The sequence below is a fragment of the Schaalia sp. ORNL0103 genome (assembly GCF_019429565.1).
In the GTDB taxonomy this organism is placed as follows: domain Bacteria; phylum Actinomycetota; class Actinomycetes; order Actinomycetales; family Actinomycetaceae; genus Pauljensenia.
The window spans coordinates 216,607-231,710 of sequence record NZ_JAHXSA010000003.1 but is presented as its reverse complement, the minus strand read 5'-3'; the positions used below and the strand labels follow the sequence as shown (position 1 = coordinate 231,710).

Sequence of the window (15,104 nt, the reverse complement as noted above, 5' to 3'; positions counted from 1 at the left end):
CTTCGAGAGGGCGGCCCGTCGTACTGCGACGGGCCGCCCTCTAGTTGTCAAGTAACCGCACATCTGATAGATTCTCGTTAACTATTAGTATGCGGTGTAGTCGTGCCACACTATTTCTGGGGTATTGCTCACCGACCGAGAGAGGCCATATGTCCGCGAAAACGCGACACAATCGGATCAGTGCGAGGCGCCGTTTGCCGGCGTTCATCCTCGTGCTGCTCGTTGTTGCGCTCTGCGTCGCGGGTGTCATCTACAAGGGCGCCGAGGTGACCCAGGTCAACGTCAATGACGGTGGCATCTGGGTGACCAACAAGTCCAAGCAGATGGTTGGCCACCTCGACTACGAGGCCCGTATCCTCGACGGCGCACTGCGCACCGAGGCCACCAACTTCGACGTCGGCCAGGCGGGGGAGACCGTCACCGTCTCCGACCTCACCTCCTCGACGGTTGCGCCCGTCAACGTCACCCAGGTTTCCCTCGGCTCTCCGACGGCCCTGCCCGCGGGTTCCACGGTCATGCAGGGCGGCGATGTCCTCGGTGTCCTCAACAGCTCCGACGGTACCCTCTGGACGACCTCCGCGGTGAACCCCAGCCCCTTGAATTTTTCCGAGGGGGCGGCCATCTCCTCGAACATGGGTGCCAGCGCCTTCGTGACCGGTTTGGATGGCTCCGTCTACACTCTGGCCGCCTCGGGCACGCTGACGACCGTCAAGCGTCAGGGCGCGGTCGACCAGGCCCAGACCTCGACCGTTGAGGGCATTCCCGCGGACGCGCGACTGAGCATGACCGTCGTCGGCGACCAGGTCGTCGCCCTCGACGGCGAGTCCAACACGCTCTTCCTGCCCGACAACAAGCGGATCGATCTGAGCGCTGCCGGCGTCGAGACCGGCGGCGTCCTCCAGCAGGCCGGCCCCAAGGCCGATTCCGTCCTGCTCGCCACGCCCACCTCGCTGGTGGCGATCCCGCTGGCGGGCGGCACCCCGACGATCACCCCCTCCACCGAGGGCGGCGTCAGCGGAACCCCCGCCGCGCCTGTGCGTCACGAAGGCTGCGCGTATGGCGCGTGGACCGGCAGCGGTGCGTACATGCGCGCCTGCGACGATCCTTCGGTGAACAAGCAGATGGTCGTCGATACGCTGACGACCGCGCGCGAGATCGTCTTCCGCACGAACCGCAAGGCCATCGTCCTCAATGACGTCGCCGAGGGCAGCGTGTGGCTGCCCGACTCGAACATGGTCCTCATGGACAACTGGGACGAGGTCGAAAATGAGCTCGAGGAAAACGAGGACGAGCAGGACAGCCCCGAGCTGACGAACGAGATCGCGGACCCCCAGCAGCGCGAGGAAAACACCCCGCCCGAGGCTGAGGACGACGAGTTCGGCATCCGCCCGGGACGCTCGACTATCCTGCCCGTCCTCGACAACGACTCTGATCTCGACGGCGACGTGCTGACTGCCGCGACGGTCAAGCAGCCCGAGTGGGGCGTCGTGACCGTCGCGCGCGGCGGACGAGCCCTGCAGATCAGCGGAGTGTCGGCCACGCAGGCCGGTTCGACCACGTTCACCTACGTGGCCTCCGACGGCCAGGCCTCGGCCGAGGCCAACGTACGCGTCACCATTCACCCCTTCGATCAGAACGAAGCACCTGCGCAGCTGCGCGTCCCGACCGTCAAGATCGGCGCGGGCGCCCAGATCCAGTACGAGGCTCTGAGCGATTGGCGCGACCCCGACGGTGACCCCATCTACCTGAAGAACGCCGAGGCCCCCGAGGGCCTGAAGGTCTCCTTCACCGAGGACGGCTCCGTCACCATCACCGAGGAGGGCGCTGCGGCCGGCCCGAAGTCGATCGTTCTCACGGTCGCCGACGACCAGGGCGCGGAGACCCGCGGCGAGCTGATCGTCGACGTCCAGGAGGCCGGAAACCTGCCTCCGTCTGCGAACGGCGACCTCTTCCAGGCGCACCCGGGTGAGACCGTCACGCTCGATCCTTTGAAGAACGACACCGACCCGAACGGCGACCAGCTGACCCTGGCGGCCGTCTCCGGTGCGCCCGCCGGCGCCTCGATCCAGCCGGACCTGGATCACGGAACCATCGACTTTAGGGCGACCGAGCCGGGCTCCTACTCCTTCGCCTACACCGTCTCCGACGGCATCGCGACGACACTGGGCATCATCCGCGTCGAGGTCGTGGCGCCCTCGAGCGAGCCTCCCGTCGCCGAAAACGATACGGCGGTCCTGCCGCAGGGCGGCTCCGTCCTCGTCGCGCCCCTGAACAACGACTACGACCCCTCCGGCGGCCTGCTGTCGATCGTCTCCGTGGACGCCTCGAACGCCCCGGGCATCGAGGTCGCCCTCATCGATCGACACCTGCTGCGCGTCACCGCGCCCGCAGGCCTTGAGCAGACGGTGCAGTTCAGCTACACCGTGTCCAACGGCGTCGGCGAGGCCACGGCCGACGTGATGGTCATCCCCGGAGCGGCGGACCGCTCGGACCTGCCGCCCATCCTCAAGCCCGACCACGTCAAGGTGCGCGTCGGTGACGTGGGCACCGTGTCGGTTCTGGCGAACGATCGCTCGCCCGCCGGCCTGAACCTCCAGGTCGAGTCGACCCTCGAATACGACCAGGGTTCCGCCCTGGGATCCCCCTTCGTCACGGGCAACCAGGTGCGCCTTGAGGCTGGGCAGACCCCCGGCCTCATGGACGTGACCTACTCGGTCATCGACTCCGCGGGCAACCGCGCCTCGAGCACCGTCACCTTCGAGGTGATGGGTGCCTCCGATCAGAACCAGGAGCCGCGCCCCCGCGACATCACGGCCTGGGCGGCCGCGGGGCAGACCACCCGCATCGCGGTGCCCCTGGACGGCATCGACCCCGACGGTGACTCCGTGACCCTGGGCGGCCTCGGGTCGTCCCCGCAGCTAGGCAACGCGACCGTCGGCCCGACGTGGATCGACTACATGCCGAACCAGAACGCCTCGGGCACCGACTCCTTCACCTACACGGTCGAGGACCGCCAGGGCGGACATGCTTCCGCTCGCGTGCGCGTCGCGATCTCGGCCGCGCCCACGTTGAACCAGAACCCGGTCGCCGTGCCCGACACGGTGCTGACCCGCCCGGACCGCATGGTGACCGTCAACGTCCTCTCGAACGACGTGGACCCCGACGGCGATCCGCTCGCGCTCGAGGAGGGTAGCCTCGAGACGGCCACGCCCGAGCTCGAGCCGCAGGCCCTGTCCTCCTCGACCATCCAGGTGCACACGCCCTCGCAGGCCGGCACCTACCTCGTGTCCTACGCGGTGAGCGACGGCCGCGGCGGCTCCGCACGAGGCACCGTCACGGTCTACGTCCAGGACGATGCCCCTCTCAAGGCCCCCATCGCCCGTGATGATTTCGTGTCCTACGAGGAGCTGCCCACCGACGGCTCGGCCGTGCGCGTGAAGGTCCTCGATAACGACGAGGATCCCGATGGCAGCATCAACGAGCTGACCGTCACGACGGCCGAATCCGGCGTGACCGTGGAGGGCTCCGATGTGCTGATCCCGGTGACGGACAGCATGCGCCTGGTCGTCTACACGATTACGGACCGTGATGGCCTGACCAACTCCGCCGTCGTGACCGTGCCCGGCCGCGACACGACCGCGCCCTTCCTCAACACCGCGGGCCTGCCCATCGAGATGGACGCGGGCACCTCGCGCACGATCAACCTGTCGGATTACGTGGTGACGCGCTCGGGCCGCAGCCCGCGCCTCGTGGACGACTCCGCCCCGGTCGCCCAGACCGGCCTGGACTCGGTCGTCGCCGACTCGTCGACGCAGCTGACACTGACCGCGAACGCCTCCTTCGGCGGCAACTCCGCGTTCCTCATCCAGGTCGCTGACGGCGACGCCTCCGACTCGGGCACGCTCACAGCGTCCCTGTCGCTGCCCGTGCGCATCAAGGCGACCCAGAATCAGCCGCCCACCTTCGCCCCGACCGCGATCCGCGTCGAGGCCGGCGGCGCCGCCGTCACGCAGGACCTCAGGCTCGGCGTGCGCGACCCCGAGGGCACGGACGTCTCGACCTTCACCTACGCGATGGGCTCGGCCCCCGACACGGTCTCCGCGTCGCTGTCGGGCACCGTCCTGACGGTGTCTGCGCCCGAGACCACCCCCGCCGGCTCCGCCGGTGCCATCGCCGTGAGCGTCACGGACGAGCAGGGCAACACCGTCAACGGTTCAATCCCCGTCGAGGTCGTCGCCACCACGAAGCCGCGCATCCAGCTCCCGGCGTACAACGTGAAGGCCAAGGTCGGTGAGACCGTGAGCGTAGACGTGGCCTCGAACGCCACCAACCCCTTCCCGGACACGCCGATCACCCTTGAGGGCACAGCCATCTCGCTGGGGGATGCAACCACCTCGACCTCCGGCACGGTTGTCACCATCACGCCGAAGTCGGCGGGGACCATCTCCGTCGCCTACCGCGTCAACGACAAGCTCAAGGACCCCTCGCGCGTCGTTCAGGGCACCATTACGGTCACCGTGAAGGGTCCGCCCGATGCGCCCACCGGTGTGGTCGCCCGGGCCAAAGGCCCGACGGGCGCCACCGTGTCCTTCAACGCTCCGGCCTCCAATGGTGAGCGCATCACCGAATACCGCATCTACAGCGGTAATGAGCAGGTTGCCACCTGCACCGAGACCGTGTGTGAGGTGAACGGCCTGACGACTGGCCGCAGCTACACCTTCACCGTGAAGGCGGTGAACGCCTCCGGACCATCTGAAGGCGCGACGTCGAACTCCGTGACCCCCTCCGGCGTCCCGGATCGCCCGGGCGGCCCGACCGTCACTGCCGGTGACGGAACGCTCACGGTGAAGTGGGATGCCCCCAACGACAACGGTTCGCCCATCACCTCGTACACCGTGTATGCGACGATCGCGGGTTCTGTGGCGACCACCTGCACGACCAACGGCGAGCAGACGTGCATCATCAAGGGCCTCAAGAACGACCAGCCGTACGTCGTCATGGTCGCCGCCACGAACGCGAACGGTAGCTCGCAGGTGTCCCCGGGCGTGACGGGCACCCCGAAGGCCACGATCCTGGCCCCGGACACCCCCAGCATCACGCGTGGTAAGGTCCGCAATGCCCTAGACGACCGGCTCGAGATCACCCTGACGTGGAACTACTTCAAGTCCGGTGGGACCGGCTGGGGCTCCACGACGGTGACGGTCAACGGCAGCACCAAGACCGTCTCCGGTGGTGTCAACAACGAGATGAACGGAACCGGCACGACGACCATGATCGTCGATAGTGCGGATGAACTGACGGCCACCGTCACCGTCAGTAACGTGGAAGGCCGCACGGCCACCTCTGCCCCGAAGTCCTTCTCACCAATTCTGAAGCCGCCGACCCCGGATGCACCCGGCCTGCACGCTCCTAGGGACAACTCCTCGGGTGTCATCAGCGTGTCAAACGCTCGACTGCGCGAAGGAAGCGGCTTCAAGGTCGCCGACCTGGAACTCTTCTACGCGAATAGCGCGGCCGGATGTACGGCCCCCGGCAACCCCGTGGCGTTCAACAACGGCGACCGTGCCGACTTCGACATCGGCCCGCTCGATCCGGGAAGCACGGTGACCTACTACTTCTGCCAGCGCGGCAAGAAGGGCGACGGCTCGTACGCCTGGAGTGGCACCGTGGCGGTCACCGGTGTCGTTGGCACAGGTCAGCGCAGCCGCGATGACGATGACAACAGTCCCATCCCGACCTTCGAGGTCCAAGCAGCCGCGTCCTACGTCCAGAAGAATCGATCCTGGGGTGTGGCTGCTTCGTGGTCCAATCCGAGCGGAGTGGAGATCACGCAGACCAATACATGGATCGAGGGACTGAAAGACTCGACCAAGCAGAGTTGGTCAGGCCCGCTCAACAACTGGTGGGCCGAGGACCTGGCGCCCGGCCACGAGTACACGATCGTTGTCGAGCTCATCGGAAAAAAGGGTCAGCACCGCGAGGTGAAGACCACCGTGAAGACCGGCGACTTGGCCGATAACGTGAAGGCAACCTTCGAAGGTGCGGTCACCTGCCCGAATGGGCAGCCGTGCGGCTCGATGACGCTGCGCGCCGTGAACGCCCCGAACTATTCGTCCGGCGTGACCCTCGTGTGCCGTGTGAAGACCGGACGCCCCTCAGCGATCACCGAGTTCCGTTTCTCGCGGGATAACCCTCAGATTACGGGTATCCTGACCGAGGCCACGACGGGAGAGGAGCTCCTCGCGAAGCCCCCCGTCGTCGACTGTCGCGCTGAATAGACCACCCCCCCGCCACACAACAAAAGGTAGAAACATGACCCTTTCCATTGAGGATGCAACCAGGTTTGCCCAGGTCTTCAAGGGCCTCGTCGACGGCGTGTCCGTGGCGGTCCTGGACAAGCGCCAGGCCGTGCGACTCGCGCTCACGACGATGTTCGCGGGCGGCCACCTCCTGCTCGAGGACGCCCCCGGCACCGGTAAGACCGCGCTGGCGCGCGCCATCAGCGCCGTCATCGACGGCACGCACTCGCGTATCCAGTTCACTCCGGACCTGCTGCCCTCGGACATCACCGGCGTCAACATGTTCAACCAGAAGACGGGCGAGTGGGTCTTCCACGCCGGCCCCGTCTTCGCGGAGATCGTCCTGGCCGACGAGATCAACCGTGCGTCGCCCAAGACCCAGTCCGCCCTCCTCGAGGTCATGGAAGAGGCCCAGGTGACGGTTGACGGCGTGCGCCGCCCCGCCCCCCAGCCCTTCATGGTCATCGCGACCCAGAACCCCGTCGAGCAGGCCGGTACCTACCCGCTGCCCGAGGCCCAGCTGGACCGCTTCCTCATGAAGACCTCGATCGGCTACCCCTCGCGCTCCGCGATGATCGACGTCCTCGACGGCTCGGCCTCGCCCGACCGCTCGAAGAACCTCAAGCCCCTGCTGTCGGGCAAGGACATCGTCGCCTGGGCGGCCCTGGCCTCGGCGAACCACACCGACCGCGCCGTCCTCGACTACGTGGCCGCGCTGGCGGAGGCGACCCGCGAGGACGAGTCCTCGCTGCTGGGCGTGTCCACCCGTGGCGCCATCGGCATGGTGCGCTGCGCCCGCGTGTGGGCGGCCGCGCAGGGACGTAACTTCGTCCTGCCCGACGACATCAAGGCCCTCGCGGTGCCCGTGTGGGCGCACCGCGTCATCGTCGACCCCGACGCCGCGTTCTCGGGCGCGACCGCCGAGGGCGTCATCCAGCGTGCCCTGACGTCGGTGCCCGCACCGGCCGTCGGCGCGTAAGGAAACGCCTGATACAACGATGGAAGGGATGCGAACGGACACCCCCACGATGGTCTCGCCCAAACGGGCGCAGGCCGTTCGTTCGCATCCCCTCAAAACCCTCGTGGGCGCGGTTACCCCGACCGGGTGGGCCGTGATCGCGCTCGTCATCGTGGGCCTTGTGCTCGCGGTGGCCTTCCAGTGGGTCGAGGCCCTGGCGTGCGCTCTCGCGGGCGTCGTGGCCCTGCTGCTCGCCGCGATGCGCGTCGCGTGGCGTCCCCCGCACGTCGTGTCGATCCGCGTCCCCAACGAGCGCATCGTGGCCGGTCAGACGGCTGTCGGCGAGATTTCGGTGCGCAACGAGCGGGCCCGTTCTGCGCGCTCGGGCATTATTGAGCTGCCGATTGGCACGGGCACGGGCGAGTTCGTCGTACCCCCGCTGGGCGCTCACGAGACCTGGGACGAGATGTTCCTGATTTCCTCGCGTCACCGAGGCCTCATCAACGTCGGCCCCGCGCGCGCCGTGCGCTCCGACGCGCTCGGCCTGCTGCGCCGCGTACGCATGTGGGACGAGCCCGTCCTCCTGCACGTGCACCCGCGCACCGTGCGCGTTCCCTTCGACGCGACCGGCTTCCAGCTGGACGTCGAGGGCGTGGCCACGGGCAAGCTCTCCAGCTCCGACGTGTCCTTCCACGCGCTGCGCGACTACGAGCCGGGCGACGACCGCCGCGCCGTGCACTGGCAGTCGACCGCGCGCCTGGGCAAGCTCATAGTGCGCCAGTATGAGGAGACGCACCGCTCCCACCACGTCATCGTCCTGGACACGTCGCGCGACGCGTGGGACCACGACACTTTCGAGACCGCGGTCTCCGTCGCCGGCTCTCTGGGCCTGGCGAACCTGCGCGAATCGCGCCCCGTGTCGCTGTCGACGACCGAGGGCTGGCTGCCGTCGGGCGTCGCCATGCGCATGCTGGACGCCCTCTCCGAGGTGAAGGCTCGTTCCTTCGGAGACCTGTCGCGCCGCGTGCGCGAGGCCGTGGCGCAGCGTCCCGGCGTCTCTGCCCTCACCCTCATCGTCGGACCGAACGTGACGGACATCGAGGCCGCCCACCTGGCGCGCCTGGCCCCGATCGACGTTCCGGTCTCCATCATTCGTATCGGTGCGGAGGGCGTGCGAGCCCGCCGTGACCTCGGCCGTGGTGTGCTCCTGGATTGCTCGACGCTGGACGACCTGCCGCGCATTATCGTCGCCGGAGGCCTCGCATGAGCAAGAACCTCAACACCAAGCCCCGCGCTCAGCGCATCGATTCCCAGGACGAGGCTGTGGCCTCGTCCGTGGAGGCGACCGAGCAGCGCGAGGCCACCGCCCAGGACCAGGCACCCGTCGCTGCGGGCGAGTCGCCGGCGCCCAAGCCCAGGACCACGCGTAACCGTCTGTTGACGATCACGCAGCGCTTCGCAACGTTCCGTACGCGCCTGCCGATCTGGTCGCTGCTCGTCCTCGCCCTGCTGTTCGCCGGCCCGGTCGCGGCATTCGAACCCGTCTTTGGCGGGGGAGCGGGCGCGATCGCCGCGGGCGCGGGCGTGGCCTGCGGCCTCTTGATCGCCGCCGCCTCGACGCGCTGGCGCTGGGACGCGCTGACGACCGTCCTGAGCGTCGTCGTTACGTACTTCCTGCTGGGTAGCGCGGCCGCCCTGCGCGCCGAGGCCCTCTACGGGTTCCTGCCCACGGGTAAGACCCTGCAGGTCATGGTGCTGGGTTCCTTCCGCGCGTGGAAGGACCTGCTCACCCTGACGGCCCCCGTGTCCGTCTACTCGGGCCCGGCCCTCGTGCCGTGGATGTGCGGCCTCGTGTGCGCTGTCCTCGCGGGCCTGATCACTGCCCGCTCCGGGCGTGCGGTCCTCGGGTCGATCCCGCTCGTTGTCATGGGCGTGATTTCGGTTTTCTTTGGCCTGTCTCACCACGCGCTGCCCGTCTGGGCCGTGCTGGCCTGGTGGGCGCTCCTGGCCGCCTGGTGGGCGCTGGCCGCCCAGTACCAGCGCATCACGCTGGGACAGGACGTCCTCGTGGGCCGCTCCGCCTTGGGCGGCGGCGAGGCGACGGCCGCGCGTCAGTCGCGTTCGACCGTGTACGTCGGCACGCGCCTGCTGGGCGCTCTCGCGGTTCTCGCGGTGTCCGTCGGCGTCGCGCTGCCCGCCGCGGCGTTCCTCGGCGCGGGCGGGACTCGCATCGTGGGCCGCGACCTGGTGGATCCGCCCCTGGACATTCAGGCCTACCCCTCGCCCCTGTCCTCCTTCCGCCACTACACGACGGACCTGCAGGACGAAACTCTTCTGACCGTGTCCGACCTGCCGGAGAACCAGCGCGTGCGCATCGCCGCGATGGACGTGTACGACGGTACGACCTTCGGCATGTCCACGAAGCGCGGAGACGGACACACGGGCTACATCCCCGTGGAGTCCACGATCCCCGGCCGCCCCGAGGGTGACTCCCTCGTGACCGTGACGACGAGCGGCCTGTCCGGCCCGTGGGTGCCGGTGCTCGGCAGCCCCTCGGAGATCGCGTTCACGGGCGCGGGTTCCGCCGCCCAGAAGGACGGCCTCTACGTGGACACGTGGGCGAACGCCGCGCTGACGACCGGCCCCGCCGGAACCATGACCTACAACGTGCGCACGTCCTTCGCTGAGCCCGTGCGCGACGAGGACCTGGCGTCCCTGTCGGTTGTGCCGCTGTCGGTGACGGATAAGAACGTGCCCGAGGGCCTGGCGACGAAGGTCTCGGAGCTCACCCAGAACGCCTCCACGGCTCTGTCCGCCGCGCGCGCGATCGAGCACTACCTGGCGAATAACGGCTACTACCTGAACGAGAACACCCAGTTCTCGCGTCCGGGTGTGCGCACGGACCGCTTGGAACGAATGCTGAGCAGCGACGAGCAGCTCATCGGCGACGACCAGCAGTATTCGGCGCTCATGGCCCTGATGCTGCATCAGTTGGGTATGAACGCTCGCGTCGTCATGGGTGCCTACCCCGAGGGCGGCTCCCAGGGCGGCCCCGCGACCCTGCACGGCTCGGATATCCGCGCGTGGGTCGAGGTCGAGTTCGAGGGCGGCGTCTGGGCCGTCTTCGATCCCACGCCCCCGCGCGACCACACGCCGCAGACCCAGGTCCCCAAGCCGCGGAGCGTCCCGCGCCCGCAGGTCCTCCAGCCCCCGGAGCCCCCGGAGGCTCCCGCCGAGCTGCCGCCGACGACGCGCGACCAGAACGCCGACCCGATGGAGCCCCCGGCCGAGCCCTTCCCGTGGGGTCTCGTCGCCGGTATCTCGGGTGGCATCCTGTTGATTCTTCTGCCGCCGCTGATGGTCCTGCTGTTCAAGGCGGGACGCCGCAGGCGTCGGCGCCGCGCCGCCGCCGTGGGCGCGCTGGTCGGCTCGTGGGACGAGGTCGTGGACCTCGCTGCCGACTCCGGCCTGCGCATCGACGTGGGTCGTACGCGCCAGGAGACCGCCTGGTCGCTGGCCTCCCAGTGGGAGCTCGGCGAGGACCCGGGCGACCCCTTCACCCTGGTGACGGGCGAGGTGCGCCACGGCGACGACGGCTCGACGGACTCGGTGGAGGTCGACGAGGCCGAGGCCGGCGCGGGCCGCTACATCATCGACGGCTGGAGCCGCTTCGGCGACGACGTGCCCGCCCCCGTGGTGATCGCACGCTACGCGGATATCGCAAGCTTCGCCTCGAACGGTGCCTCGCGTGACCGTGCGCGTGACGCGTGGGCCCAGGTGCGTTCCCTGCGTACCCAAGTGAGCAAGAAGGCTGGCTTCCTGGCGCGCGTGCGCCGCGCGCTGTCCCTGCGAAGCCTGCGCATGCGCCGCAAGTTGCGACTGAGCGCGTCGATCGCGCGCACGATGGATGAGGAGAAGAAGGCGTGACGCCAGCGGTTGCGGGTATGAAGGGCCCCGAGATTCCCGGTTTCCGGTGGGTGCGCCCGCTGGGCCAGGGTGGCTTCGCCGACGTCTTCCTGTACCGTCAGGAGCTGCCGAGTCGCGAGGTCGCCATCAAGGTCGTGCGTACGCAGGGCGATGAGCGGGGCACGAAGGAACTGCACCGCGAGGCCGACGCCATGACGCTGCTCGCCGGTCACCCCGCGGTCGTCGAGCTGCACGGCGTGGGCACGACGGCCGATGGCCGCGCTTACCTGGTGATGGAGTATTGCCCGGTCGCTGACCTGCTCACGCAGGTGCGTGCGCGCCCGATGGACCTGGAGAAGGCCCTCGACACGATGATCAAGGTGTGCGGCGGTGTGGAGATGTTCCACCGCCAGGGGTACGTGCACCGCGATATCAAGCCGTCCAACATCATGCTGGACGCCTACGGCAAGCCGGTGCTCGCCGACTTCGGTGTGGCCTCGAAGGTGGGGCAGCTGGAGGTCGGCGCGTTTGATGGCTTCTCGGTGCTGTGGGCGCCCCCGGAGCAGCAGGACGTGAATTCCCCGGCCTCGCCCCTGCAGGACGTGTGGGCGCTGGCCTCAACGACGTGGACCTTTGTGACGGGGCGCAGCCCCTTCGAGGATCCGATTGGTGACAATTCTGCCGCGTCGATCGCGAACCGCGTGCAGCGTGGGCGCATGCGTGGCCTGGGCCGCGCGGATGCGCCGGCGGAACTCGAGCGCGTGCTGCGCGCGGCCATGGCAATCAACCCGCAGGAGCGCACGCAGAGCGCAATGGAGTTCGGTCAGGGGCTGCAGCGCGTCCAGAAGGAGCTGGGCCTGCCGCGCACCGAGATGGAGATCAAGGAGAAGCGCTCCAAGGCCTCTACCACCGTCTCGGGCGACCAGAAGACGCGCCTGCGCGGCGCTCCCGTCATCGACCCGGATAAGACGCGCCTGCGCTCCTCGGCCTCGTACTCCTTCGAGGGCGGGGCTGGCTCCGGCGGCGTCGAGGCCGTCGCGGATTCGTGGAAGATCGATCGTTCCTCGGACGTGGACGAGGACTCGATCGGTCGGGTGGTCGAGGATTCCTCGGGCGCCAAGCGGGGCATCTCGCCCGTCGTGGGTGTGCTCCTGGCGCTCGTGGCCGCGGTGATCGCGGCCGGCCTGGTCGTGGGCATGCTGCGCGGCGAAGGATCGTTTACGCGCATTTCTTCCGCCCCCGAGACGGCGAGCGCGTCGCCCGCCCCCGGGGATGCCGTGGGGTCAGCCCCGCCGCAGGCGTCCGGCCTGGCGGGGGAGTACGCCGACGGCGTGGTGACGTGGACGTGGACGGCGCCGACGGGCCCGGCCCCCTCCGACATCGTCTACGCCTACGAGGCCACGGGTCCGGCAGGCACGTCGCGCGGCCGGGTGGAGACCACGACGGCGATGGTGGACGGCGCCAGCGGCGAGAATTGCATGGAAATCACGACGGTGTCCCGCTCATCGGGGCGCATGTCCGAGCCGTTGCGCGCGTGTGTGGATGTGCCCTGATGCGGATCATGCAATCGGTTCAGTTTTATCCTCCGCGACGTATCGCTTCTCAACGAGGCGCTGGTCACGTCGCGTGTAGAATGGTCAGTATCGCGCGTGATCCCTCGCGCTCAACGCAGCTAAAGGATGAAGGCACATGTCTCTGAATGAACATGCGGAACGTCCCGCAGTTCGATGGGGCGCCTCGACCGACATCGGTCCGGTCCGCTCTGAAAACGAGGATTCATGGCTGGCTGTCCCTCCCGTCTTCGCCGTCGCAGATGGCATGGGTGGTCACCTGGGTGGTGCCCAGGCCTCGTCGAGTGCCGTCATCACCCTCCAGGAATTTCTGAGCACCGATCGTCTGGGTAACCGCCCCGTCGACCTGGTGGACCTGTCCGTCGCGATCGACGCGGCGGCGACGGCGGTCGCCTCGCTAGCGCCGATCGATAATCCGATGAGTGCGCCGGGGACGACCCTGTCGGGCGTCATGGTGCTGCGCACCGCCGAGGGGCCGTACTGGCTCTCATTTAACGTGGGTGACTCGCGCGTGTATGTCGTGGGCGGCGGTGGCATCCGCCAGCTCACCCACGACCACTCCGCGCTGCAGGAGGCGCGCGACCTCGCGGCCACCTCCGGAGCGCCCCGTGTGATCCCTCCCGCAAACGTTGTGACAAAGGCGCTGGGTGCCGGGCAGACCGGAAGTGTGAAAGCCGACTACACAATCATGCCGCTGGAAGAGGGCGATCGGGCGGTCATCTGTACAGACGGCGTGCACGGCGTCCTGCGAGATTCGCAGATTCATGCGGTTGTTGCGGCCGGCGACGGTCCTCAGGGGACCGCGGATGCGCTTGTGCGCGCGTCGCTGGAATCGGGCACGCGGGATAATACGACCGCCGTTGTAGTTTACGCAGGAACCAAATCACGAGTAACATTGACATCGAATGTCATGAATCGGATGATTCAACCAGTACGTCCGGCGTCGATCGAGACCGCTCGCCGGGTTCCTCGTAGAGAAGGCAGTAACTGATGCTTCAGATTGGACGCTTCCTGTGCCGCGGGCAGGGCGCGATGCTCGTCACGGGCCCCCTCGGTGCGGCGCTGGTTCCGCTCGACTTCGCAGACTCTGCGGCCGACGTGGTGTGGGGTCGTGCTGACACCCAGGCGTGGCTGTCTCACGTTCAGGCCGAAAAGGGCGACGCCCTCCTCCTGGACTGCGCAGGCGAGCAGCCCTACCTGACCGTGTTGGGTAACATCCAGCTGCGCATGCGCGCCGCCGGCCAGATCACCGAGCAGGTGTGGACCGACCCGATCTGGGCGTGGCCCTTCAACCCCGGCGAATGGCAGACCTTCGAGGCCACCATCATCGACGGCGACGAGGTCACGTGGATGGTGCCCGCCGCCGACCGTGTCGAGGCTGGCGAGATCCGCATTGGCCGCGCGCTCGACGAGGTCGAGGCCCTCGCCTCGATGCCCGTCGACACGATGGGCTTCCTCATCAACCCCGACGTCCCGGATCGCGAGCGCCGCGCCCGCCGCGAGGCCCGCGAGGAGCTGCCGGAGCCGACCGTGCACACCTCCTCCGTGGACCTGGCCGCCGTCGAGGCCCAGTTCCTCGCCGCGACCAGCAACGGTCCCGTGTCGCTGAGCTCCGCTTCCCGCACCCCCGACGAGGCCTCCGAGGCCTCGGACGAGCAGATCGAAGACGAGTCGCACGAGGAGGCGCCCGCGAAGGACGCCGAGCAGCCCTCGGGCGAGCTCTACGTCGTCGCCGACGCGGAGGAGCCGCCGGTCGACACGGCGGAGTCCGCCGAGCGCGCCGGTGGTTTCGGCGAGTCTGGTACCCCGGCCTCGTCTGAGCCTGCCCCCGAGGCGGTCGTCGAACCCCCCGCCGCTCCCGAGGCCATGAGCGCCGAGGGCCTGGCCGACCTGGGTGCCGAGACCGACACCGAGGCGACGATCCTGCGCCTGGCCCCCACGAGCTCGGGCCCCGCCGCGCCCGTCGCGTTCCTGATCCACGGTGGCACCGTGCCCGTCGAGGTCTCCCGCGACGTCGTCATCGGCCGCGACCCCGACGCGCGAGCGCTGACCGGCCGCCCCGTGGCCACGGTCCTGCGCGTGCCCAGCCCCGAGACCGAGATTTCCCGCTCGCACTGCGCCGTCATGATGACGACGCCCGGCTCCTGGGCCCTTATGGACCTGGGCAGCGCGAACGGCACCGTCCTGCGCCACGCCGACGGTTCGTTCCAGGACGTCACCCCCATGGTGACGATCGCCCTGAACGACGGTGATCTCATCGACGTGGGTGAGGGAACCACCATCGAGTTCCGCGTGCGCTGATTGACTCATACGCTGCAGGTGGGGCGGGCCTTCGGGCTCGCCCCACCTGCTTGTAGGCTGGTTTCTCGC

7 protein-coding genes are annotated in these 15,104 nt (G+C 68.6%); all 7 read left to right on the top strand.

Annotated elements, in window-relative coordinates:
• Positions 1–149: 149 nt before the first annotated feature.
• The gene (locus JJJ16_RS09455; protein WP_219752479.1) at positions 150–6,278 is read left to right on the top strand and encodes an Ig-like domain-containing protein; all 6,129 of its coding nucleotides are present in this window, start codon (positions 150–152) and stop codon (positions 6,276–6,278) included.
• 34 nt (positions 6,279–6,312) lie between these two features.
• On the top strand, positions 6,313–7,278 hold the full coding sequence (locus JJJ16_RS09450) for an AAA family ATPase (protein WP_034463698.1): 966 nt from the start codon (positions 6,313–6,315) through the stop codon (positions 7,276–7,278).
• A gap of 19 nt (positions 7,279–7,297) precedes the next feature.
• Positions 7,298–8,524, top strand: a complete 1,227-nt coding sequence (locus tag JJJ16_RS09445; protein ID WP_219752477.1) for a DUF58 domain-containing protein — start codon at positions 7,298–7,300, stop codon at positions 8,522–8,524.
• Positions 8,521–11,184, top strand: a complete 2,664-nt coding sequence (locus JJJ16_RS09440) for a transglutaminaseTgpA domain-containing protein (protein ID WP_219752476.1) — start codon at positions 8,521–8,523, stop codon at positions 11,182–11,184. The genes JJJ16_RS09445 and JJJ16_RS09440 overlap by 4 nt, the downstream gene beginning before the upstream one ends.
• Before the next feature lie 17 nt (positions 11,185–11,201).
• Positions 11,202–12,716 (top strand): serine/threonine-protein kinase, encoded by a 1,515-nt coding sequence (locus tag JJJ16_RS09435; RefSeq protein ID WP_219752530.1) that lies wholly within the window; start codon positions 11,202–11,204, stop codon positions 12,714–12,716.
• 136 nt (positions 12,717–12,852) lie between these two features.
• Positions 12,853–13,725: a PP2C family protein-serine/threonine phosphatase gene (locus JJJ16_RS09430; protein WP_219752474.1), complete on the top strand. Its 873-nt coding sequence runs from the start codon at positions 12,853–12,855 to the stop codon at positions 13,723–13,725.
• A complete protein-coding gene (locus JJJ16_RS09425) occupies positions 13,725–15,035 on the top strand; it encodes an FHA domain-containing protein (protein ID WP_219752472.1) in 1,311 nt (436 codons plus the stop codon). The genes JJJ16_RS09430 and JJJ16_RS09425 overlap by 1 nt, the downstream gene beginning before the upstream one ends.
• The last annotated feature ends 69 nt before the right edge of the window (positions 15,036–15,104 follow it).